This window comes from Psychrobacter sp. JCM 18900, from assembly GCF_904846625.1.
In the GTDB taxonomy this organism is placed as follows: domain Bacteria; phylum Pseudomonadota; class Gammaproteobacteria; order Pseudomonadales; family Moraxellaceae; genus Psychrobacter.
The window spans coordinates 662101-684844 of sequence record NZ_CAJHBL010000001.1 but is presented as its reverse complement, the minus strand read 5'-3'; the positions used below and the strand labels follow the sequence as shown (position 1 = coordinate 684844).

Sequence of the window (22744 nt, the reverse complement as noted above, 5' to 3'; positions counted from 1 at the left end):
ATATGAGCCACTAAGATTCATTGCAAATCATCGGTCGTGGCCGAATAAAATGGAAAAAACTGGACGATTATAATGATGTTAATAAATATCTTTTTCAAAATGTTTGAACGTTTTTGAGCGCTTTGTAATTCTTTACCTTACAAACTTTTGTTGCTACATTAAAGTACTGAAAACATTTGGCTAGACTCATGTCGCTATATCAGCTCAAAACTCAGTTTCAAAATCAACTACGCCCGATAAGCAATACGCTGGTTGAGCAAAATATTACCGCTAACCAAGTGACGGTATCCGCTGTTTTATTAAGTATTGGTACTGCCTATATCATTGCCAAACCAGCGGCTGAACAGCAGCGGCTGTGGCTTTTATTGCCTTCATCATTGTTTGTACGTATGGCACTCAATGCCATCGATGGCATGATGGCGCGTGAGCATGGACAGGCATCAACGCTAGGAGCTGTGTTAAACGAGGTAGGTGATATGGTTGCCGATACGGCGCTATTAGCGAGCCTGACCCCTCATATCAATAATAAAGAATGGCAAAATTTAACAGCCAACTTACCAACGAATATATCAACTTCTCAGCATCATATCACTGCTCTGATCGCCCTTAGTATTGGCACCGAGCTGTTAGGCGTTACTAGTAATACCATGTTAGGTGTTCGTGCTAACCAAGGGCCTTTGGGCAAAAGCGATCGTGCCTTCTTATTAGGTGTGCTTGGTGCGTTTATGGGTATTAGAGATAAAGCGCCAGCAGGTATTAAGACGAAGTCTTCTTCGCCTGCTATCAGAATGGGTCAATTCTTTATATTAACAGAGATGATGTTATTAAAGACTTGTCTCAATCGACTACGTTATATGACAGAGTTATACTTGAGGCGTAACCCACCTGAGCTGCGATCCGTACTGGGTGAGTCAACAAACAACTCACTATCTCTTACTGTTGTTTTGCCAAATACTTCTACTGATAACGCTCGCCCATTGGAGTTCAAAGAAATGCCAACCACAACCGTTGATAGTCAAAAATTCGAAGAACAGGCCAGTGTTGGTTTTGAATTGCCCGCATCTAAAATCATCAATGGTGAAAGCTGTTATAACGCTTATGATGGCACGGCTATTTATTATCGCTATTGGCTAACGAGGGCTTTAGAAGATATTAAGCAAGCCAACCAACCGTTGCGCCAAGTTATCTTATTGCATCGAGGGCACGAGCATTCGGGACGATTGGCAGAACTGGGAGAGCAGTTTGCAACAGCTGGCTATCAAGTATTTGCTTGGGATGCGCGCGGCAATGGGCGCTCAGGTGGTATAAAAGATCATGCAGAGAGCGTCACCGAGCTTGAGCGAGATTTAGAAGGTTTTGTACAACTGGTGATTGGGCAAACAGGCATTGCTATTGAAGATACATTGATTGTCGCTAGCAGTATCGGCGCGGTATTGGCAGCAGCATGGGTACATGATTATGCGCCAAATATTCGCGGGATGATACTTGGCACGCCTGCGCTCAGTATTCGCTTGTATTTGCCCTTTGCCATACCGTCGTTGAAGGTGGCGCGTACGCTAGGTCTGATGTCCCGTGTCAGCAGCTATGTCAAAGCACAAGTACTGACTCATGATAAAGACGCGCAACAAGCCTATAATGCCGATCCATTGATATCGAATAGTATCTCGACCGACTTGCTCATTGACACTCATGCAACGGGTCAGCGTCTACTCGATGATGCTGGTGCTATCACCGTACCGACGTTTGTCTTGTGTGCGGGCAAGGATTATGTGGTCGATAAACAGGCTGAGCGCGCATTTTATGAAGCGATTAACACACCGATCAAACGCTGGCAGTTGTATCCAGACAGCTATCATGCAATCTTTCATGAGACCAATAAAGCCGATGTATTTGCCGACTGTATTGAGTTTGCTGAGCAAGTATTTAGCGCACCAGTCCAAGCCCCTGATCTAAGTACCGCTCACTTAAACAGTGCCAGTAAAGATAAGGTGGATCGTTTGGCGATTAAACCATTCAATCCAAACTTTGCGATTACCCGTTTTGCGATGCAGAAGTTTGGTCATGTCAGCGATGCGATTGCTACAGGACTTGAACATGGATTTGATTCAGGTCACTCGCTGGATCATGTCTATTACAACAAGCCCAGCGGTCAGAATAAGTTTGGACAGGCAGTCGATAAGTTTTATTTAAACAATATCGGCTGGCAAGGTATTCGTATTCGCCGTGAGCATATATTGGAGTTGGCACGTTTAGCACTTGCAGATATCGAAGATAAAAACCAAAGCAGCAATAAATCATACCAACCAAAACTGTTAGATATCGCTAGTGGACATGGTTTTTATGCGTTTGATCTATTAACAGAATTTGTAGATTTGCAGGCTGAGTTGCGTGATTATGAAATGCATAATATTCAAGCATTGCACGCAAAGGCGGAGCGTTTAGCCATGAGCAATCGAGTAATGACCAGTCAAAAGGACGCCTTTGATCCTGCCAGTTATATCAATGCACATACGAATGACACTAGCACCGATACTAAAAAAGCAGATCTTGCTATTGCTTCTGGGTTATTTGAATTATTCTCTGATAATGCGCTACCAGCGACGGCTTTGGCAGGTATTTATGACAGTTTAAAATCGGGCGGTTATCTGATTTATACCAATCAACCGTGGCACCCTGAACAGGAATTTATCAGTAAAACACTAAACAATCACCGTGGCAGTAGTTGGGTGATGCGTTGCCGTTCGCAAGCGGAAATGGATCAATTGGTTGAGCGGGCAGGCTTTAAGAAAGTCACGATGCGTATCGATCGCTTTGGGATATTTACCGTGTCATTAGCGATTAAAACTGTACCAGCTGATGATGAGTGATAGATGAATAATCAGCTGGTTAAACCTTATGAGCGTGTTCAGCTTTTCTCAGGCGGAGGCTCACGTTTTGGTTATTATTTGGGTAGCTATGCAGCCCTAGCAGCGCATGATTTGACGCCAGACATTATCGTTGGTACTTGCGGTGGTAGTTTGTCTGCCTACTTAGTACACCTTGCGCCTGACCCTAAAGATTTGCAAGCATTGATGTGCAGCCGTGAGTTATATCGTGTCATCACTGCCATCAGACATGTCGCGCCAGATGAAGCCAATAAACGTCTAAAGCTGTGCTATATGACACATGCACTCAAACGTTGGCGGTTATCAAAGCAAAGGGATAATGGACAAGGACAACGTCAAGCAGACAGCTACGAGCGACTGTTAAATGAGCTACAGCAGTTGGCGATGTTTCGTATCGATAACGAGCAGTACTGGCTAGATGAACTGTCGCAGTTTGCTACTAGTAATAATGATATTAGCAATACTGATAAAGCAACACCAGAAATAGCCATCATTGCCAGTCGATTGTATCAAGCACCTGCTGATGGCTTATATAATGAAAAACTTGTACTGCAAGAGTTGTTATTTACGCCCCCGTGCTTAGCAAATTTGCCAAATTTCGCATCAGGTCTGGACGACGGGCAAATGACATCACCTGCGCACGCATTTGCAAACCGACGCATACACCCTTCTGTAAAGGTGCAGACGCAATGGGATTTTGCCCCAGTGATTCGTGCGTCTATGGCTGACATGTACTATCTACCGCCAACACATATCACAGAGCTTGGCTGGTGCTTGGGAGGTGTGATCAATTTGACACCGATTGAGCTAGCCTGTCAGTTGGGTGACAGCGTATTTGCAGAAACCAAGGCAGGTTATGACCCATGGCTGGCTGCTCCCGCGATTCAGCGCGTCTTTGGTTTTGATCCCAACGAGCGTTTGGCCGCAGTACACGGTTATCAACCAATCAGCGTGTCGCCTCGCACTGACACCACTAATAAAAACCGTCAGCTACATTGGTTACCCTTTGCAGATAACGAGCAGCAACTGAGAGGGCAAAATGTGCAAAAGCGTTTTAACCTAAAGCAAATGACCGTTGAGCTAATACATAGCGACTATGACGGTTTTGTGCAGCAAATGCAGGCGCAATGGCAATATGGCTATCAGCGTACGGTCGACTATATACAGCAACATAAATTATGAAGACTCTCCTAGAAGATATCGCCGAAACCTATACGCCGCATATTATTATCGTTGGTGGGACAAGTGGCATTGGCTTAGCTTTGGCGTTGCATCATCAGATGCTTGGCTGGCAAGTAAGCGTTGTCGGAAGTAGCGCAGCAAAGATAGCCGATATCAACAGCCAGCATCCTGCTATTGTGACTTATGTGTGTGATTTAACTGACCCAAGTCAAACGCGAACGTTATTAGACAATTTGTCAGGTATTCCATTTCAAAGACTGATCTATAGTGCTGGTAGCTATACCAATGAGCGTATCCATCACCTAAATCAAGCAGATAGCGACCAAATGCTAGCGATTAATTTACAGGCATTTGAGCAGGTTTTTAGATGGGCAAGCAGTCAGTTAAAGCAGCAATTAAAACAATCACATCAGGCGTTAGATGTGACTGGAAGTGAGAGACCTAGCCTCATTTGTATTGCCTCTATCGCTGGCACGATGGATTATCCTTATGCCAGCCTTTATGCCAAAAGCAAACGCGCGATGATTGCTACGGCTAGCGCTTATCGAGCAGCACTTACGCCTTATAACATCCAAGTAAACTGTATTGCTTCAGGCTATATTGATACTCAAGCGTTACGTGATTTAAATGATGGCGATGCTAGCCATAAGCCATTTATCATGAGCACGCAAGCAGCGGTTGATCATATTATGCAAGCGATTGACGATGATGTAGAACTAGCCATATTTCCACGTTCGATGCGCTATATCACGAGTGCCTTAAATCATTTACCAAAGCCTGTGCTCAATTGGCTATTGCGCAGTAAACTAGATAAAGCCAGATAGTATGTCTACCAATACTTTGACTAGGTTTAACCAAGTAACCAGTACAGTAGGGTAAATACTGGCACTCCAATCAGCAAACTGTCTATCCGATCTAAGACCCCACCATGACCAGCAAGCATCGTTCCGGTGTCTTTCACCCTGTGTTGGCGTTTAAACGCTGATTCTAATAAATCTCCCAAGATACCGCTCACAGCCAAGCCATAGGCAGCTAATAGACAGACCCACCAATCAAAAGGAGTGAGCCAAAAACCTAATACTGCTGCCAACATTGCCGCAACTAAACTACCAAAGATAGCACCTTCAATGCTTTTATTCGGACTAATAGTCGGCGCTAGACCTCGTTTAAACAGCTTACGTCCAAGCAGTCGCCCGCATAGATATTGGGCAATATCATTAAACTGACTGGCAAATAATACGAAGAGTAAAATGCCATGTTGTTCGCGTTGCCAGGTCAATTGCTGTAAAGCGATCAGGCTAATTATTAGGGAGGTAAAGACAACGCTGAATAGCAGATCTAAAAAGTTAAGCCGCGTATAGTTTTGCGTAGCGTCCAAGGAGGAATTAGGACAGCGTAGAGAGTCTGGCTGCAAACCGCGTGCTCGGAGTTTTTGAATAAGGGTTTCTCTACTACGCAGACACCACAGGCGTTTGATCTCATAGCCACCGCGTAAACCGATTAAGATAAAGAATAAAACAATCAGCCATTGATAGGGATGCGCTTGATAATTTGAGTTTTGATTGTTGTTCGCTATCTTTGCAATCACATAACACGTGCATAGCGTTGCTAACATTAGCCACCAAGAGCGCGCAATTAAGTATATCTTCGGTAAACGTTTGCGTAGATAAGGGATGGCAAGTGCGCCCCAAACCAAACTGACAACCATCATCAGGGCAATCACAAACAAAATGTCAGCAGCCATACCTTTAACACTCAAATAGTAGAGGATATTTAGAGCCTATCTGTAATGATAGCTTAAATACCTCTTTAACTATAGAGTTAGATACTGATTTTAGTAGACTTAAGTGCTTTCTATAATAGGCACGCGCATTCTCTCTTCTTCTGTAATATTAATGAATGACTCAAGTGTGAATTTTTTTAGCGGCTCAACCACACTCGTCCGCGGAGTAGCCGCTAGATTTGGATAATCAAGGCGATAATGCCCACCACGACTTTCAAAACGCTGATAAGCAGACTGAATAATTAAAGTCGCTAATTCAAGCTGCCTAGCTAATTGAAAGTATGCAAGTCCGCTGACAGTAGTAGGGCTGCGCTTATTACTTACATCGGATTGATCAAAATCAGCATCTGTGAGCCAGTCTTGCCACTTTTGTATTTGAGTTAGTGCTTGCTCTAATTGACTGGCGCTACGGGTAATACCCATATTGGCCGTCATGAGTGTTTTTAGTTCTGATATTATTTTTACGACATCAGTTTTTGCCAGATTAATATCAGTGCTGAATCGTTTGTTGGTATTATCACGCTTGGGTTCTGCAAGTATAAAGGCAGGTAAGATTATAGGCTGCGTATTTGTAAGAATTGGCGCTGACCAAAACTCAATCGCTGATTGAGTTACGCCACTATAAACGTCATTATCGATCTCTTCTAAACGTTCTAAATACTGAGGCAGGTGGGCTGCAATATTGCGACCAACCACCACACACTCTAACAGCGAATTACTTGCTAAGCGGTTCGCCCCATGTAGCCCTGTATAAGCGACTTCACCAGCCGCATAAAGTCTTGGGACGTCCGTCAATCCATTGGCATCAGTCACCACACCGCCACAACTATAATGCGCAGTCGGGGCGACTGGAATAGGATCTGTCGTGATATCAATCCCAAGCGTTAAGAGTGTTTGGTAAATCTGCGGGAAATGCGCTTTTACAAAGTCAGCAGGCAAGTGACTGACATCAAGATGCACGTAGCCAAGCCCATTGTTATCAATCTGCGCGGCTATCGCCCGGGCGACGATATCGCGCGGTGCCAATTCAGCACGGGCGTCCACGTCCAACATAAAGCGGACACCAGTTTGCGGACAATACAACCGTCCCCCTTCACCGCGCAATGCTTCAGATATCAAAAAGCTGCTGTCATCTAGCGCTAAGCCTGTTGGATGAAACTGAATGAACTCTAAGTTTGCCAAGCGACAGCCTGCTTGCCATGCCATCATCACGCCATCACCGACGCAGACGTTCGGCGCGCTGGCACGCTTGAATAATTGACCCAATCCACCACTAGCCAGTACCACTGCACGACTATAAAAGGTAAGCTGACGTTCATTGATATGATCAAAAACAAGCGCCCCTCGGCAATGCTTAGCATCTGTATCGCCAAGATATTGAAAACCAATCGCAGGAATTGTCAGTAACTTAAGCGCTTCATGATAAGGCAAGATAGTGATATTGGTAGCAGCTTGCGCTTTGATGGTCAAAGCGTCCATCACGTGTCGACCCGTCGCATCGTCTGCATGTGCCACGCGTCTACAGCCGTGACCACCTTCTTTTGTTAAATGCAAATCGCTGGTCTGTAACTGAGAGAAGTCCTGTGCGTTTGCATTATTCAAGGCGATAGGTGAGTTCTGCGTAAAAGGGACACCTTGCGTACATAGCCATTGAACCGCTTGTTGTCCTGCACCCAAAATACTGGCAGTATTGTCAGGTGTGCAAAGCCCTGCACCAGCCACCAAGGTATCAGCAACATGATCAGACACAGAGTCATCTTTGTCTAAGCTGGCAGCAATACCGCCTTGGGCATAATGACTTGAGCAAACCTCAAGCGCCGCTTTGCTCAAAACCGTGATATTCAGTGACTTCGGTAGCGATAACGCTGTACTCAAGCCTGCCAGTCCAGCACCAATAATAAGGACGTCAGTTTTGACAATATGGCTCATGCGACTACTCCTATAGTTATCAGGAATACGGTTATCAGGAATGATGGTGCGGGTTTGATTGGCTGAGTGCGGCTGACTCATGCTAGGCTGCCCCAACATTGGCAAACAATGCACGGTCTTGGACGATATCGCCACTGGCGGCCACACGTTGCTTTTGTGTTTCAGCAAAATCAAGCATACGTTGTAAGGGTTTTCTAGCGGCGGTGGCAAGCTCAGGCGTCATTAGTACCTCACCGCTGTTATTGGTCAAGCATTGCTCGATACCTTTTAGGCCGTTCATCGCCATCCAAGGACAAAACGCACAGCTCTTACAACTCGCGCTTTCACCAGCAGTTGGTGCGGCCAAGAATCGCTTGTTTGGTGAGCGTTTTTGCATCTCGTGCAATATACCCAAATCAGTAGCGACGATAAAGGTATCAGCATCCATCTCATACGTTGATTGCAAAAGCTTGCTAGTCGAGCCGACCACATCAGCGAGTGCCACCACGCTATCAGGTGACTCAGGATGTACCAAGACTTTGGCCTCTGGGTGTTCCTCTTTCAGTTGCAGGAGTTCAGTGGCTTTAAATTCGTTATGTACCAAACAAGACCCTTGCCAGAGCAACATGTCTGCGCCAGTCTCACGAGCGATATATTTACCCAAATGACGGTCAGGTCCCCAAATAATCGGCTCACCTTGGGCATGTAAATGACGAACGATGTCGATACCGACAGATGAGGTCACTACCCAATCAGCTCTCGCTTTTACTGCGGCGCTGGTATTGGCGTAGACGACAACAGTACGCTCAGGATGGGCATCACAAAATGCTGAAAACTCGTCAGCAGGACAGCCTAAATCGAGCGAGCATTCGGCTTCTAAATCTGGCATGAGGACGGTCTTTTCCATGCTCAATATTTTTGCCGATTCACCCATGAAGCGCACACCAGCGACAACCAAAGTCTGAGCGCTATGAGCTTGTCCAAACCGAGCCATTTCAAGTGAGTCACCGACGCAGCCACCGGTTGCCAATGCCAAGTCTTGGATAAAAGGGTCGACATAGTAGTGTGCTACCAGTACGGCATTATTCTCTTTTAGTAGCTTCTTGATATTTTCTTCGACTACGATGCGTTCAGCGCGAGGCAAGTCTGCTGGCATTTTAGCCTTGGCGTATTCAATGTTCATCTGAGTGGCGATGCGATTGTCCGTACTCATGATAGGTGCGTCGTAAGGATATTTTTTCATAATGGCAGCCTTTGTTGGTGCGATAACGATAAATGTATGAGCTAAAAAATAGGTAATTAGGTATAACAAATTTATAAGTTGTTTTAATTATGCTCATTTTGAGCATAATTACAAGTGGTTTTTTATATTTAATAAGTCAAAATATTAGGTCTTATTGCTAAAAGTGATGTGCAATTAAGCCGTACTAAGCTTAAAAATAGTGCTAATTCATGCCCTTTATAACTATTTATCGATATTGATTCTTCATACTTACAACCACAGACTATGATAGTTTTAGATTCAAGCTATACTAAGCCATACCATAGCTATTAACCCCAATAGCCTTTCACATTTCAGAGAAAAAGGATCATTCCCAAAGCCATGACGTTGTCTTATTCACATGCGCACCAGCAAGGTAGCGGCACGACAGAAGTGGTCGCCGTATTGGTCGCTATCACAGATCATATCGCGCGCGTTCTAACCGTTGACCAAGGCAAGCTATTGCCAAATGGGCCACTTATGCCGCTACATCGCTCTCTACAAGCGGGAGTACGTCAGTGGGTAGAGGAGCAAACGCAGCAACCGCTTGGATATTTGGAGCAGTTATATACCTTTGTCGATACCAATAGACGTAACATCGACGGTCATGCGTTGGTGTATGTGAGTTATTTGGGTTTGGTGCAAGAGACGCAAACGCAGGCACTCCAAAGCAAAGCACTCTGGCGAGATTGGTACGACTATTTCCCGTGGGAAAATCATCTGGACGGTATGCCTAGTATTATTATGGACTTTATCGTGCCTGCGCTACTTGAATGGGCCAATACTGTCAACGACTCGATTGTCCAACAGCGCAGGCGTCAGCGCATTGGATTATGTTGGGGGCTGGACGAAGCGTTTTTAGCAAGTGGCAAACTCACTGACAGTCAATCCGTCAACGAACACGATCATGAAAGTAGAGAATGGATTGCAGAGCATGTATTACTACGCTATGAGATGCTTTATGAAGCAGGTCTGATACCCGAAGCCCCTAATTATCCGCCCAATTATCAGGCTGTTGCTTTGCCAGAAGACTGGTCACAACGCATAGGTGTACCCATGTATTACGATCACCGTCGCGTAATCGCTACTGCTATCTCAAGACTGCGCGCGAAGATTGAATATAGACCGCTTATTTTTGGTCTGATGCCAGACGTCTTTACCTTATCGCAGTTGCAGCAGAGTGTTGAAGCACTATCAGGCGTGCGTTTGCACAAGCAAAACTTCCGTCGATTGCTTGACTCGCAAAATCTAGTAATGGAGACAGGAGAGAGTAGCACTGCTCAGCGCGGTCGTCCTGCCAAGTTATATCGCTTCCGTCATGATATTGAATTACAGAGTTTATTGATGGACAGTAAACTTCCTAAGCGTAAATAGTCATTTCAAGCCAGTCCGTTGTATCTCTAAATCGGTTTGTAAAACAAAAAATTTGTCACCTTTCCTTGCAGGGCCGCTAACTTTACGCTATATTTATGCTCATTTTGAGTTTAAATAACGAGTAGTTTCTATCAATATCATGCCTAGATAAGGGTCAAAGATGACAATTGGAAAAGAGCCAGCATTGGATGTTGTATTGCTTAAACCATTGGTTGAGAATGCACTAACTGAAGATTTGGGTAGGCGTGGTGATGTAACCTCACAAGCTACTATCCCAGCCGATATGCAAGCGCAGCTACAGATCAAGGCACGGCAAGCAGGTGTGATATGCGGTATAGACTTGGCACGTTTGTCTTTTGCGCTAGTCGATGCACAAATTGAGTTTATTGCACAAGTGCAGGATGGCGAAACAGTAGAGGCTGGCGCAGTGTTAGCGACCGTAAAAGGTAACGCGCGTCACTTGTTGACAGCAGAACGCACGGCTCTGAACTTTATGACCCATCTCAGCGGTATTGCGACAGCGACCCGTCAAATTGTCGATAGTGTGGCCCAATATCCGGCGCAAATTACTTGTACGCGGAAGACCATACCAGGCTTACGTATCGTACAAAAATACGCCGTACGCTGCGGCGGCGGACGCAATCATCGCTTAGGACTGGATGATGCGATTTTAATTAAAGACAACCATATCGCCATTGCGGGTGACATCAAAACGGCCATTCAGCAAGCACAGAAATTTGCTGGGCATCTGATTCCTATTGAGGTCGAAGTCGATACGATAGAGCAATTAGAGCAAGCGCTCGATGCAGGTGTGAGTTTAGTGCTATTAGATAACATGTCGCCTGAAACATTGTCGCAAGCGGTTGCTATGTGTAAGGGGCGCGCAAAGACTGAAGCCTCAGGTGGTATTACGCCCGAAACGGTACAAGCGGCTGCAAGTACAAGGGTTGATTTTATCGCGATGGGTTATTTGACGCACAGTACGACAGCCTTAGATATTGGGTTAGATTTTAGTGCATAAGTAAAGACGTAACAAAGGCTAGTAGCACTACATATGCTATATTTTATGACTAGTGTTATCACAGAGTTAGTAAAATGGTAATTTATACTGATAGCTTGTACTGATCATCTGTTAAATGTTTGTTTTTACACTGAAGCTTTACTAAGGTGACATATAGGCGTAACGGCGCAAAGTTAATGATTTTATTAGCTTATCTGCCTATGCTACAATGCTATTTTTAGTTGCCTATTGGGTCATCGTTGCACTCGCACGATGACCTTATCTTTTTGCACAAGCGGTATCAATAGACAAGCGAGCGCTCAGTGAATACTGAAATTATCAAGATAATCCTAGCCTTTATGGTATTGATCAATCCATTTAGCGCATTGACGTTATTTTTAGATTTGACTCGCGGCTATTCGATGAACAATCGACGTAAGGTCGCGCGCGTTGCTTGTCTGACCATTTTTATCACTATCAGCTTTTTTACGATTGCAGGTGAAACGCTACTAAAAACCCTTGGTATTTCTATCGGCTCGTTCCAGTTGGCAGGCGGTATATTGGTGTTTTTAATTGCCCTAAATATGATGAATGGAGAGGGTAACCCTGTTAAACCTGATCAAGAGAACTTCGATGTTGATCATGTGAAAGATGCACCAGTCTCAATGGCAGCTGCCGTGGTTCCCCTCGCGATTCCGATGATGATTGGGCCTGGTGGTATCTCAACGGTTATTATTTACTCTTCACAAGTATCAGGTATTTTGCAGGTATCTGCCATTCTGATTGCTGGCTTATTTATCAGTCTGTTTTGCTATTTGGCATTGATGGCGGCAGGTCGTATCAGTCGCTTACTAGGCGATACTGGCTTGAACATCATGAGCCGAATCATGGGTATGCTATTGGCCGCCGTTTCTATCGAGATTATCGTTAATGGTCTGCGTACGCTCTTTCCTAGCTTGGTGTAAATGATCAATACAATATTACCGCTAACCATATATATTTATACAGTGGTTAGCGGATATCGACCTGATTCAGTATTATCCAATACGTCATTTACTTAATATTCAGTTTATTCAACACTCAGCTTATCTATCATTTCCTAGTTATATTTCTATCAGCTTTGATACAAATGCCAAGCCAGATACAGCATTAACAACCCCACCAAAGCATCCAGTATGTTCCATGCCTTAGGCTTCTCAAATAGAGGCCTGAGTAATCGCGCACCATACCCAAGTGCAAAGAAGAAAAAGAACGAAGCGCTAATTGCACCTGCGGCAAACGTCAATTTACTACTTGCACCCGTAGAGACCATGCCGACGAGTACCAATGTGTCTAGATAGACGTGCGGGTTTAACCAAGTAAAGCCAAAACATAGTAACAAGGCTTTTTTCAAACTCGTGACGACTTGTCCTTCGACAGTCAAAGCATGTGACACACGTACGCTGGCATACAAACTCTGTAAGCCATATCCTAATAAAAATATAACGCCTGCTATTTTTGCGATATCTATAACGTGAGGATAGCGGGCCGTAACTGCACCAAAACCACCAACGCCTGCTGAAATTAAAAACGCATCGCTCACCGCACAAAACAAGCAAACAAAAAATATGTGCTCGCGTTTGAGACCTTGTTTGAGTACAAAGGCGTTTTGAGAGCCAATAGCAATGATGAGAGATAACCCAAGTAGGAAACCAGAAATATAATCGGGAGCATTCATAATACGGTGCTTAACGGTTGGCGTGTAGGAATGGTGACATTTTGCTTACTGGCAGGCCAGCAAAAACCTGCTAAGATACGCTATTGAATGAATGTATGCAATATGCGCACAATGTGAGTGTAATAGACGAGGGGCAGAGCAAGTCATGGTAGTCAGTTTGACAAGAATGCTACAGTCATTTGGGCAAGCTCAAGATGACCTACCGACATTGGCAGCAAAGAATGCTCAGGAGATGAGCGTCAATCATGAACAGGATGCTGCTGCCAAGAGTGATAGCAATCACGCAGTACATGAGCGTTCTACACTGACTCCGCCTGAACGTGTAAACCGCATATGTGATGCGTTGGCACAAGTGAGTGATAGCCAATCATCCACGCCTTTGACCGATCGCTATCTGAGTAATCGTGCTCAAATGCGCCCAACCAATAGACCGCCTTTTGACCCAGATACCTTGTGGTATCTCAAACATGGACGTTGTCCGATTATGACTGAGCTTGTTGATGTGGTTGATGAGGCCACCCTAAATGCCATGCCTATTGAAGCCGTTGCGATACTAGACCGTATCAACGGTAAGCTAAAGCGTTACCGTGAGTGGAGTAGTGAGCTGAACGAACAGCAACAGCATAACGAGCGTCAGTTCGTCATCGATAAATTGGTGTCCGAAAGTATCCCTGAGGCATTGCATCATTATGAGCAGCTACAACGCTTTAGTCCGCATCGCACCAAAAATAATATGGTGCAGGGCAAGATGACTGCTGGTGATATGCTGACAGATTTGTTTTTAGAGATTGACTATGAGCTTGATGAATTATTGGATGAATTGCATCAGACAGTTTTGAACCGCCTTGCCTCAACCCACCGTTATGTTAAGAGCCGTACGCAAAGTTAAATTTTCTTTGATGACACTTTCTCTCGTACACTTGCAAAGGTTAAGTATTATCAAAAAACACAATCGACCCAATGCATAACAATATAGGGCTTTAATAGAGCCTTATTTTTTTGTTTAATAATAACAACCATAAAAAATCAGCCACGACATTCTGATAAGTAATAAGGACAATATAATGACCCAAATGACTGCAATGTTCGTAATGTTTGTTTTGTATGGGCTGTTGCCAGCGGCTGGGTTATATCTAGGTTATCGTGGCATTAAAAAAGTCACAGCACCCAAAATGCTCGAATATAAGGCAATGCCGCAACTGGGTTATATACCTGAAAAAAGCCTACCCGTCGACGTTAAGACTGCTCTTGATCAAATTAATACAAAGGGTGAAAAGTTGCGTGTCATGTATGGCGATACCAATAATGATGGCAAGATTGATGATAAGGATACCGTCAATGAAACTTATATTATGATTCAAAACTTAATGGATAGGCACGTGCCACAAGCCGTCGCTGATTATCGCCGCTTGCACGATTTAGATGTGACGGATAGTGCGCTTGCTGACACTACCAAGATTAAACATTCTAATGTCACTGGTAAAGAAGCCTTATTAGATGTGCTTAAGACAATTAACACACAGTTCGATGACCTGCTCAACGCGTCATATCATCAAGACGGTCAAAAACTACTTGCAACCAATCGCTATCTCCAAAAACGTTTTGACAATCCTACTAGCAACACAGAGCTTCAAAAGCCCGATAGCAATACCATTGGTAATGTTAGTAGTGATGTAAATATCCAAGCGATTGAAAGCCCAACTGGTGAAAATGTGAGCGCTAAAGATATTAAGCTATAAATACAAAGTTGAAAGGGTAAAGAGCAAGCGTATATGAGTATCTTAATAGGCATCGGCATTGTAACGACCGTCACTACCTTTTATCTAGGTAGAAAAGGCTGGCAGGCTTTTCATAAAGCCGTCGGTATCTCACCTGGCGTACTCACTTATCAGGATTACGATGCGCCCTTGTCATTAGCCACATTACGCTTGCAGCAGCTAACGTTAAATAAACAGCACTTAAAAAACTTGCCTGAGCAGCAACTACGCCAGTTAAAACGTATCGATGAGAAAGTAAGCAGCTATCACGCTTATCAAGCAGCCCTACATGCTCAACATAAGACACCAGCGATAACAGAAGCACAGTTTGTATTAAATAAAATGTTGCAAACACGGTTACCCGAAATGCTAGCTACTCATTACCAATTAACAAATATAAACGTCACTAATGAGAATAGCGAAAAGAGGTTAGAGGCTAGTAAGTTATTGCAGAGTGTTTTAGATAACATCGAACAGCGTTTAGATAAACTACTGGCGCAAATAGACGAGGCGCAGCTACAAGAGCTGCGTATCATGAAGCATTATATCAATAGCCACGATAGCTGAGTCGTTATATCTATACTGAGAAACTGTGACGCCTGCAAACTTTGAGGCCTGCAAAAAGACACAAAAAAAGCGGTCAATGACTATTCATCATTGACCGCTTTTTTATGTTTATCCCAAATCTATTTAAGACTTAGAATAATGTTAAACCAATTTAACTAGCGCTTATCATTGCGATCACGGGTATTACGTGTACCGCGACTGGCAGGGCTAGCACTACTTTTAGGTTTCGCGCTGCTGTTGCGGTTATCGCTACGAGTGTCAGTGCGACGCGCTTTAAGCGGCTTGTTTCTGATACGTTCTTGTTTTTCTTTGGCTGCGCCATGTAGACCCGTGCCATAACGTGGGCGTAAGCTGACCAAATCCGTCAACGTGTTGATTTCTTTTTTATCAAGCTCTAAGAAACGACCAGTACGTAGCTCTTTTGGTAGAACAATCGTGCCATAACGCGTACGTAGTAGACGACTAACTTTTAGACCTTGTGACTCAAACAGACGACGTACTTCGCGGTTACGGCCTTCTTTTAGCTGGACGTGATACCACTTGTTGACGCCTTCGCCGCCGCCTTCTTTGATGTCTTCAAATTTTGCGAGACCATCTTCTAGCATGACGCCAGCGGTCAATGCACGAGCGATATCAGGCGTTACTTCACCCAATACACGTACCGCATATTCACGAGTGACTTCACCAGATGGATGCATCAAGCGATGCGCCATTTCGCCATCATTAGTAAATAACAATAGGCCAGTTGAGTTAATGTCCAAACGTCCAACCATTACCCAGCGGTCATGAGTCAGCTTTGGCAAACGTTCAAAGACAGTTGGGCGACCTTCTGGATCTTTAGCCGAGCAAACTTCGCCTTCAGGTTTGTAGTAAGCGATAACACGGCGACGCTTCTCGTTTTCAGAAGTGTATTTAATTTGACGGCCATCAACGCGAATCTCATCACCTTGCGAGACGCGATCACCGATGGTCGCAGGACCATTGTTAACCGTTACGCGGCCAGATTTGATGACTTCTTCCATTTGACGGCGTGAACCAAGTCCCATACGGGCGAGTGCTTTCTGTAATTTTTCGTCTTTCATCATAATATCCTTGAGTCGGTGGGTTTACATTTCTCAATGTAAAAAATTGGATTGACTATTCTACGCTATTTTAACAAATTTAGCACGTAAACCAATACCTTACTGGTTATTAATGCATAAACAAACAAGGTGCTAATCAATAAAAGTTTATTAGTCGCATACGAAATATAGACTCGAAGACTCTCAATGACTAACTATATAAGTTAATACATAGATACAAACAATTACACTACTTCGGCATTAAAAGCATATTTCCAATCATAAATGCAATCGAAACAATCCTTCATTAAATTGAAATTTTTCAAATTAAAAATAAAAAATTTATTGATTACAAAGCTGTTTTCCCTTCCGTTTTTTTATCGCTCAGCAATTTGAAAGTTGATATCAATTTTCGTAATTATCCGTAAACAAAGGGCTGGATGAGAAGTTGCAAAATAGTCACTTAATTATTTTATGACAGACTATATGTATTGCACTGAATATAGTTTAGGTGTATATTTGTTAAATATATTCTTTTTTACGAATATAAATGCTGTGGTGAGGTTCTTTGGTTTGATTCACAAATATAAATATGAGTAACTGTTATGGTTAATAAATATTTCATTTTTGTACACAGACGCTTCTTGGTAATGAGCATATTTTGCTTATTTCTAATTGGGTTGTTTAGTGGCTGTACGATCAACTCAGGACTTCAGTCAGGAAATCTTCCTGAATCTGGCACTTTTACTGCAGAAAACGGTCTTCAATTTCATATTCAGTCTTTAAGTCTGGCAACTTTACCGCGTACAGCGCCATCTACTGTTACTCAAGATCTCTCTCATTTGATCAAAACCTCTGGACGCGTCAATTACGGCATTGCAAAAGGGGACATGCTGAATATAACCCTTACCAATTATCCGGATATTAATGCGTCAACTGCTAGCTTAACGGTAGATCAACAAGGGTATATACAGTTTCCGTTGATAGGTAGAGTTCAAGCCAGTGGGCTGAGCGTGCCGCAGTTCACCGCTACGTTGCAAAGCAAACTGCAGCGCTATCTCAAGTACTCAGATCCTCAAGTCAAAATCATCAATTACCGTGGCAGCAAGTTTTTCGTAGATGGGGCGGTGAAGCAGTCTGGTGAGTTTGCTATTGCTGATGTGCCGGTGTCGGTATATGGCGCTATCTCTATGGCAGGTGGTACTACCGAGACTGGGGATTCAAACAACATTGTGCTAAATCGTCAGGGCAACAGCTATCGCTTAGGAGTGCAGTCACTACATAAAATGGGGCTATCTGCCAATCAAATCTATCTGCGGGATGGTGACTCTATTCACGTCAATAGCCAAAGCCGCAATAAGGTCTACGTATTGGGTGAATTTGGCAAAATTGAGCCAGTGGCAATTCCAGAACAGGGGCTAAGCTTAGCGCATGTATTGGGCGAGTCAAATGGACTAAATTCCAATACGGCTAATGCAGCCAAAGTATATATCGTGCGCGACAACCCTCAGTACCAGTACACCAATATCTATTACGTCGACATGCAGAGCATCACAAGCTTGGCATTAGCCAGTCGCTTTGACATGCAAGCCAATGACATTCTTTATGTAGATCCAACAGGCTTGGCTCGCTGGAATCGTGTGATTAGCGCGATACTACCATCAACCTCTGCCATCAACGTGATATCAGGGTTATAAATGATAGCTAGTGGAAATACTGGATGTGCTTTGAGTTTTAATGCTGAAATTGAGAGATAAGAATAGGAAGTAGAGTGATAGATTTTATAAGGTGCGATAAGGCAGAGAGCAATCTAACTGCAGTCAAGGGCAGTTAGGGACTTGAAGCTAAGCGGAAGCTATTAAGTGATTAACATTGAATAATGGGTATATGGTTATGAATAATATAGATTCAAAAAACCTATCGACACCTAAGGGTGACAACGACAATGACAACATCGACTTAACGGCGCTGGTTTTGGTTTTGTTGCGTGGCTGGAAAGTAATAGCGCTCATGGCAGCAGTCGGACTCTTAATAGGATTTTTCTATACACGCTATATTAATCCAACTTTCAAGTCTGATGCGCTGATCCAAATTGAAGAAAACTCCCAAGGAGTCGATGCGCTTGGGGCAAACATCTCAGAGTTGGTCGGAGAAGAAGCAAGCAAGGCTGAGGCAGAAGCTGAGCTCATACGGTCTCGAATGATACTAGAGCCAGTCGTCGATATGCTACATCTAGACATCAAACTGACCGATCCTAATATTGGCTATCTCGATAAAATAACAAACGACCGCATTAATACTCAGTTGAACACAAATGATGGTGTGTCTTTGAGCACAAAAAACGGGATCGTACAAATCAATCAGTTCGATGTGTCACCAGCGTATTTAAACCAATATTTTACGCTATCACAGTCTGAAACAGGATTTGTCTTGAGCAATGGACTAGATGATTTCAAAGGACAATTGGGTCAGCCGCATCAGTTTAATGGGGTAAACGGTGAGATTAATATTACAGTGACTGAGCTACCTACAGACGGTTATCCTATTGGCATCACTAAGCAGACCTTAAAGACCACGACAGATGCGATTAACAGCGCATTGTCTGTGGAAGAAAAAGGCGATAAAACCAATATTATTCAGCTGTCGATGACAGGCACAAACCAACAGCAAATCACGACCATACTTGATCAGATAGTCCAGTCTTATATCGATCAAAACCAATCCCGGGGTACAGAAGAAACCACCAAAACATTGGCTTTCATGGAAACGCAGATTCCAGCATTAAAAGAAAAATTAGACACCTCTGAAGCTCAGTTCAATGAGTTTCGTAAAAAGCACGGCACCATCGATGTAGGTAAAGAGGCTGAGCTATTACTAAATGAAAAGTCTCGAATCGATGAGCAGCTCAATGATCTCAAATTAAAGAGAGCAGATTTAACGACTTACTATACCAATGAACACCCACTCGTTATCCAGATCAATGAGCAACTAAAAGTCCTCAACAGTCGAATAGGAGCGATAGGTAGCACCGTTGCAGGACTGCCTGAAATACAGCGAGAGTTCTTAAAGCTATCAGAAGATACAGCCATTAATAGAGAGATTTACCTCACGCTGCTCAAAAATTATGAACAACTGAAAATCGTTAGAGCTGGTCAGGTTGGTTATGCCCGTATTCTAGATAGACCGACCAGTACCTTCGATGCCATTGCACCAAACAAATTCCAAATTATGCTGCTGGCGCTACTCGTAGGTACTGTACTTGGGGTGATGCTGGTTTTAATCAGAAACTTAATTAGAAATGTCGTAAAGGACCCAGAGCATCTAGAATCTAAAACGGGAATTCCTGTCATTGCAACGATTCCACGTTCGACCTCGATATCTAAGCTAGGTAGGAACAAGAAAAATACTGGTCGGATGCTTGCTCATGTTGATCACAACGGCTTGAGCTATGAAGCAATTAAAAATTTACGGACAAACCTTTTATTTGGTAAGACGACGAAGGCGGCAGATGAAAAGTCTGCTCAGACGATATTAATCACTGGAGAAAGCCCAGGTGTCGGTAAATCTTTTATTACGGCCAATTTATCTGAGGTATTTGCACAGCTTGACAAAAAAGTGCTGATTATCGATGGAGATATGCGTTTAGGTGAGCTGCATAAAATGTTTGGTATGAATCCAGACAGTGGCCTCACAGATTATTTACTGCAAGATAAAGATAGCTCTTTATCAGCCGATGAGCCTCGATTAGATATTGATATGGCTAAGTTAAACCTTGAAAGCTTTATTCAACCGACTGGTATGGAAAATATTAACCTTATATCGCGGGGACGACCATCGCATAATCCGACTTCGTTATTGATAGGAGAGAGGTTCAATCATTTGATGGCAGCGCTCAAAACGAAGTACGACTATATCGTTATCGATGCGCCACCTATTTTGGCTGCATCAGATGCTATGGTGCTGGCACAGCACGCAGACAAAGTACTGATCGTCACCAAATTTGATCATTCAGTAGAAGGTCAGTTGGTCTATGCCATCAAACAGATGAGTAAAGCAAACGTACAAGTCGATGGCATCATCTTAAATGACATACAGCAAAGTATTTTGAACAGGTACAGCTATCACTACCATTATGCTTATGGACACAATTCGTAGTTAGCTAATGTTCATTGTCCATGGCAAACGAGCGTCATAACTTAAGTAGGTGGATCTTATGTTTATAAAAACAGAGTCTAACAATGCTTATCAAACGCCAAGTGACCTCAATCGATGGTCGAAGCGTATGACGCTGTTTTTATTAGCCTTACCACGCTTTGCTAAATGCTCTATCTTATTTGGTATCGATTTTTCGGTTGCTGTCCTTTGCTTGGTAGCGGCATTGGCATTGCGTCAGGATTATGTCGATGATCAAATTGGTCCTATGGTGTTGGCTTTTTATGCATTGATACCTGTTGTTAGCTTATATCTGATTGGCTTTTATAGAGGCGCCTCTAGAGGGTTTTTCGATGCGGCGATGGGTCGAGTATTACAGTTATTTTTATTACTTATTATCGTTTATCAGTTCATCATTTATGTGAACCCAGTGTCAACGATGCCGCGCTCAGCGCCAATTATATTTTTGTTCTTATTCTTTATTTGGTTATGGAACAGTCGGCTAATGATTCGCGGGTTGCTGAATCGATTACAGAAACCAGACATCCAAAGTAGCCTAGATAATTGCTGCGATAACGTGATTATTTATGGCGCAGGATCGGCTGGTAGAGAACTATTAGAGAGCTTGAGACATTCTCATAAATACAATGTAGTGGCATATATCGATGATGATCCGCAGCTGATAGGGGCTTATCTACATGGTAAAAAAATATATGCCGCTCATGCGCTACCTTGGTTAATAGAAAAATTAAATGTCGCGCAAGTGATTTTGGCAATGCCTTCTATGAGCCGTGGTCGTAAAAAACAGATTATGGATAGCCTGTCAGGTGTTTCTGTCAAATTAAAAGATTTACCGAGCTTACGAGAGCTTGCTGATGAGATCGTAACAGTCAGCCATATACGTCCGGTTGATATATTAGATGTGCTTGAAAGAGAGACTGTAGAGCCAGTTGCTGAGCTCCTCCAAAAAAACATTGCGGGTAAAAACGTACTCGTAACAGGGGCAGGTGGTTCTATTGGTAGTGAGCTGTGTAGACAAATTATGAAAAATAAACCTGCATGTTTGGTGTTATACGAGCAGTCTGAATATGCTTTGTATACAATCGATCAGGAACTTAGAAGCCTTGTCGCTAGTAATGTCATTAGTAGTATTGAATATCAAGATACTGAGATTGTCAGCATCATTGGAAGCGTGGCTAACGAAAAAAAATTAATAAATATATTCGAAAAATACCATATAAAAACGATTTATCACGCTGCAGCATACAAACATGTACCGATTGTCGAGTCCAATCCATTTGAAGGCACAATCAACAATACTAAAGGCACCTACCATTGTGCCTGTGCTGCGATAAAGGCTCACGTTGATACGTTTGTATTGATCTCTACTGACAAAGCAGTGCGACCGACCAATGTCATGGGTGCATCTAAACGCTTGGCTGAACTTGTCTGCCAAGGATTGAGCCAAAGCAATAGTCATACATGTTTTAGTATGGTGCGTTTCGGTAATGTCTTGGGTTCATCAGGGTCTGTGGTACCACTTTTCACCAAACAAATTGAGCAGGGTGGTCCGATTACCATCACCCATCCAGACATCACACGCTACTTTATGACCATACCAGAAGCGGCCAGTTTGGTTATTCAAGCAGGGGCCATGGCGTTCGGTGGTGAAGTATTTGTACTTGATATGGGTGCACCCGTCAAAATTGTGGATCTTGCAAAACGTATGATTCGTCTGACAGGGTGTGAGCTAAAAGATGCGAGCAATCCTAATGGTGATATCGAAATTGTATTTACGGGATTGAGGCCAGGTGAAAAGCTCTATGAAGAGTTAATCATTGGTGCCGACAACATAGAGACCACGTTTCATCCACTCATTATGCAAGCAATGGAACATAGTTTTCCATTGGAAGATATCGAAGCTATCTTGTTTGAGTTTATTGAAAGATCAAAGCGGCACGATACTGAATGGTTGAAAGCACAATTTAGGACCTTCGTTGAAGGCTACCGAGAAGGCGATGAAGCTGATGTCGAAAAGATAGATATAGAACTGATGGACGTAGTGAGTTAATAGAATAAAAAATTGAGGTAAGTAAA

Annotated in this window: 17 protein-coding genes; 12 read left to right on the top strand and 5 right to left on the bottom strand. The window is 43.3% G+C overall.

Features of this window, described 5'->3' with window-relative positions:
* The first annotated feature begins 188 nt into the window (after positions 1–188).
* The 3 genes from JMX96_RS02710 to JMX96_RS02700 are packed head-to-tail and all read left to right on the top strand — an operon-like array spanning position 189 to position 4891.
* Positions 189–2867, top strand: coding sequence for an alpha/beta fold hydrolase (locus JMX96_RS02710; RefSeq protein WP_201567146.1), 2679 nt, complete (start codon positions 189–191; stop codon positions 2865–2867).
* A 3-nt stretch (positions 2868–2870) separates the two neighbouring features.
* The gene (locus tag JMX96_RS02705; protein ID WP_201567144.1) at positions 2871–4067 is read left to right on the top strand and encodes a patatin-like phospholipase family protein; all 1197 of its coding nucleotides are present in this window, start codon (positions 2871–2873) and stop codon (positions 4065–4067) included.
* Complete coding sequence (locus tag JMX96_RS02700) at positions 4064–4891, top strand: SDR family NAD(P)-dependent oxidoreductase (protein ID WP_201567142.1); 828 nt, start codon at positions 4064–4066, stop codon at positions 4889–4891. Before JMX96_RS02705 ends, JMX96_RS02700 begins: the two co-directional genes overlap by 4 nt.
* 26 nt (positions 4892–4917) lie before the next feature.
* Here the strand turns inward: JMX96_RS02700 and JMX96_RS02695 are convergent, their stop codons facing one another.
* From JMX96_RS02695 to nadA, 3 genes are all read right to left on the bottom strand, one after another.
* Positions 4918–5811, bottom strand: a complete 894-nt coding sequence (locus JMX96_RS02695) for a phosphatidate cytidylyltransferase (RefSeq protein ID WP_201567140.1) — start codon at positions 5809–5811, stop codon at positions 4918–4920.
* A gap of 99 nt (positions 5812–5910) precedes the next feature.
* Positions 5911–7779 carry an L-aspartate oxidase gene (gene nadB / locus JMX96_RS02690; RefSeq protein WP_201567252.1) on the bottom strand — a complete coding sequence of 623 codons (1869 nt, stop codon included), beginning with the start codon at positions 7777–7779 and terminating at the stop codon, positions 5911–5913.
* An 82-nt stretch (positions 7780–7861) separates the two neighbouring features.
* Positions 7862–9001 (bottom strand): quinolinate synthase NadA, encoded by a 1140-nt coding sequence (gene nadA, locus JMX96_RS02685; protein ID WP_201567138.1) that lies wholly within the window; start codon positions 8999–9001, stop codon positions 7862–7864.
* Between the two features lie 360 nt (positions 9002–9361).
* Between nadA and JMX96_RS02680 the strand changes: the two genes are divergently transcribed.
* The 3 genes from JMX96_RS02680 (at position 9362) to JMX96_RS02670 (ending at position 12358) form a co-directional block, all read left to right on the top strand.
* Positions 9362–10393 carry an NUDIX hydrolase gene (locus JMX96_RS02680; RefSeq protein WP_201567136.1) on the top strand — a complete coding sequence of 344 codons (1032 nt, stop codon included), beginning with the start codon at positions 9362–9364 and terminating at the stop codon, positions 10391–10393.
* Positions 10394–10553: 160 nt separating this feature from the next.
* Positions 10554–11414: a carboxylating nicotinate-nucleotide diphosphorylase gene (gene nadC, locus JMX96_RS02675; protein ID WP_201567134.1), complete on the top strand. Its 861-nt coding sequence runs from the start codon at positions 10554–10556 to the stop codon at positions 11412–11414.
* 302 nt (positions 11415–11716) lie between these two features.
* Positions 11717–12358: a MarC family protein gene (locus JMX96_RS02670; RefSeq protein WP_201567132.1), complete on the top strand. Its 642-nt coding sequence runs from the start codon at positions 11717–11719 to the stop codon at positions 12356–12358.
* A gap of 149 nt (positions 12359–12507) precedes the next feature.
* Here JMX96_RS02670 and JMX96_RS02665 read toward each other — a convergent pair whose 3' ends face one another.
* Entirely contained in the window at positions 12508–13110 is a 603-nt protein-coding gene (locus JMX96_RS02665) for a LysE/ArgO family amino acid transporter (RefSeq protein WP_101206238.1), read from the bottom strand.
* A gap of 166 nt (positions 13111–13276) precedes the next feature.
* Here JMX96_RS02665 and JMX96_RS02660 point away from each other — a divergent pair, with 166 nt between their 5' ends.
* The 3 genes from JMX96_RS02660 (at position 13277) to JMX96_RS02650 (ending at position 15434) form a co-directional block, all read left to right on the top strand.
* Positions 13277–13999: a hypothetical protein gene (locus JMX96_RS02660; RefSeq protein WP_201567251.1), complete on the top strand. Its 723-nt coding sequence runs from the start codon at positions 13277–13279 to the stop codon at positions 13997–13999.
* 175 nt (positions 14000–14174) lie between these two features.
* A complete protein-coding gene (locus tag JMX96_RS02655; protein ID WP_201567130.1) occupies positions 14175–14849 on the top strand; it encodes a hypothetical protein in 675 nt (224 codons plus the stop codon).
* A gap of 33 nt (positions 14850–14882) precedes the next feature.
* Positions 14883–15434 carry a hypothetical protein gene (locus JMX96_RS02650; protein ID WP_201567128.1) on the top strand — a complete coding sequence of 184 codons (552 nt, stop codon included), beginning with the start codon at positions 14883–14885 and terminating at the stop codon, positions 15432–15434.
* Between the two features lie 155 nt (positions 15435–15589).
* Here the strand turns inward: JMX96_RS02650 and rluB are convergent, their stop codons facing one another.
* A complete protein-coding gene (gene rluB, locus JMX96_RS02645) occupies positions 15590–16516 on the bottom strand; it encodes a 23S rRNA pseudouridine(2605) synthase RluB (RefSeq protein WP_101206234.1) in 927 nt (308 codons plus the stop codon).
* Positions 16517–17145: 629 nt separating this feature from the next.
* On the opposite strand from rluB, the gene JMX96_RS02640 reads away from it, so the two are divergent.
* The 3 genes from JMX96_RS02640 (at position 17146) to JMX96_RS02630 (ending at position 22718) form a co-directional block, all read left to right on the top strand.
* Positions 17146–18192 carry a polysaccharide biosynthesis/export family protein gene (locus JMX96_RS02640; protein WP_227676864.1) on the top strand — a complete coding sequence of 349 codons (1047 nt, stop codon included), beginning with the start codon at positions 17146–17148 and terminating at the stop codon, positions 18190–18192.
* Between the two features lie 196 nt (positions 18193–18388).
* Positions 18389–20650, top strand: a complete 2262-nt coding sequence (locus tag JMX96_RS02635) for a polysaccharide biosynthesis tyrosine autokinase (protein WP_227676863.1) — start codon at positions 18389–18391, stop codon at positions 20648–20650.
* Between the two features lie 58 nt (positions 20651–20708).
* The gene (locus tag JMX96_RS02630) at positions 20709–22718 is read left to right on the top strand and encodes a polysaccharide biosynthesis protein (RefSeq protein ID WP_201567122.1); all 2010 of its coding nucleotides are present in this window, start codon (positions 20709–20711) and stop codon (positions 22716–22718) included.
* The last annotated feature ends 26 nt before the right edge of the window (positions 22719–22744 follow it).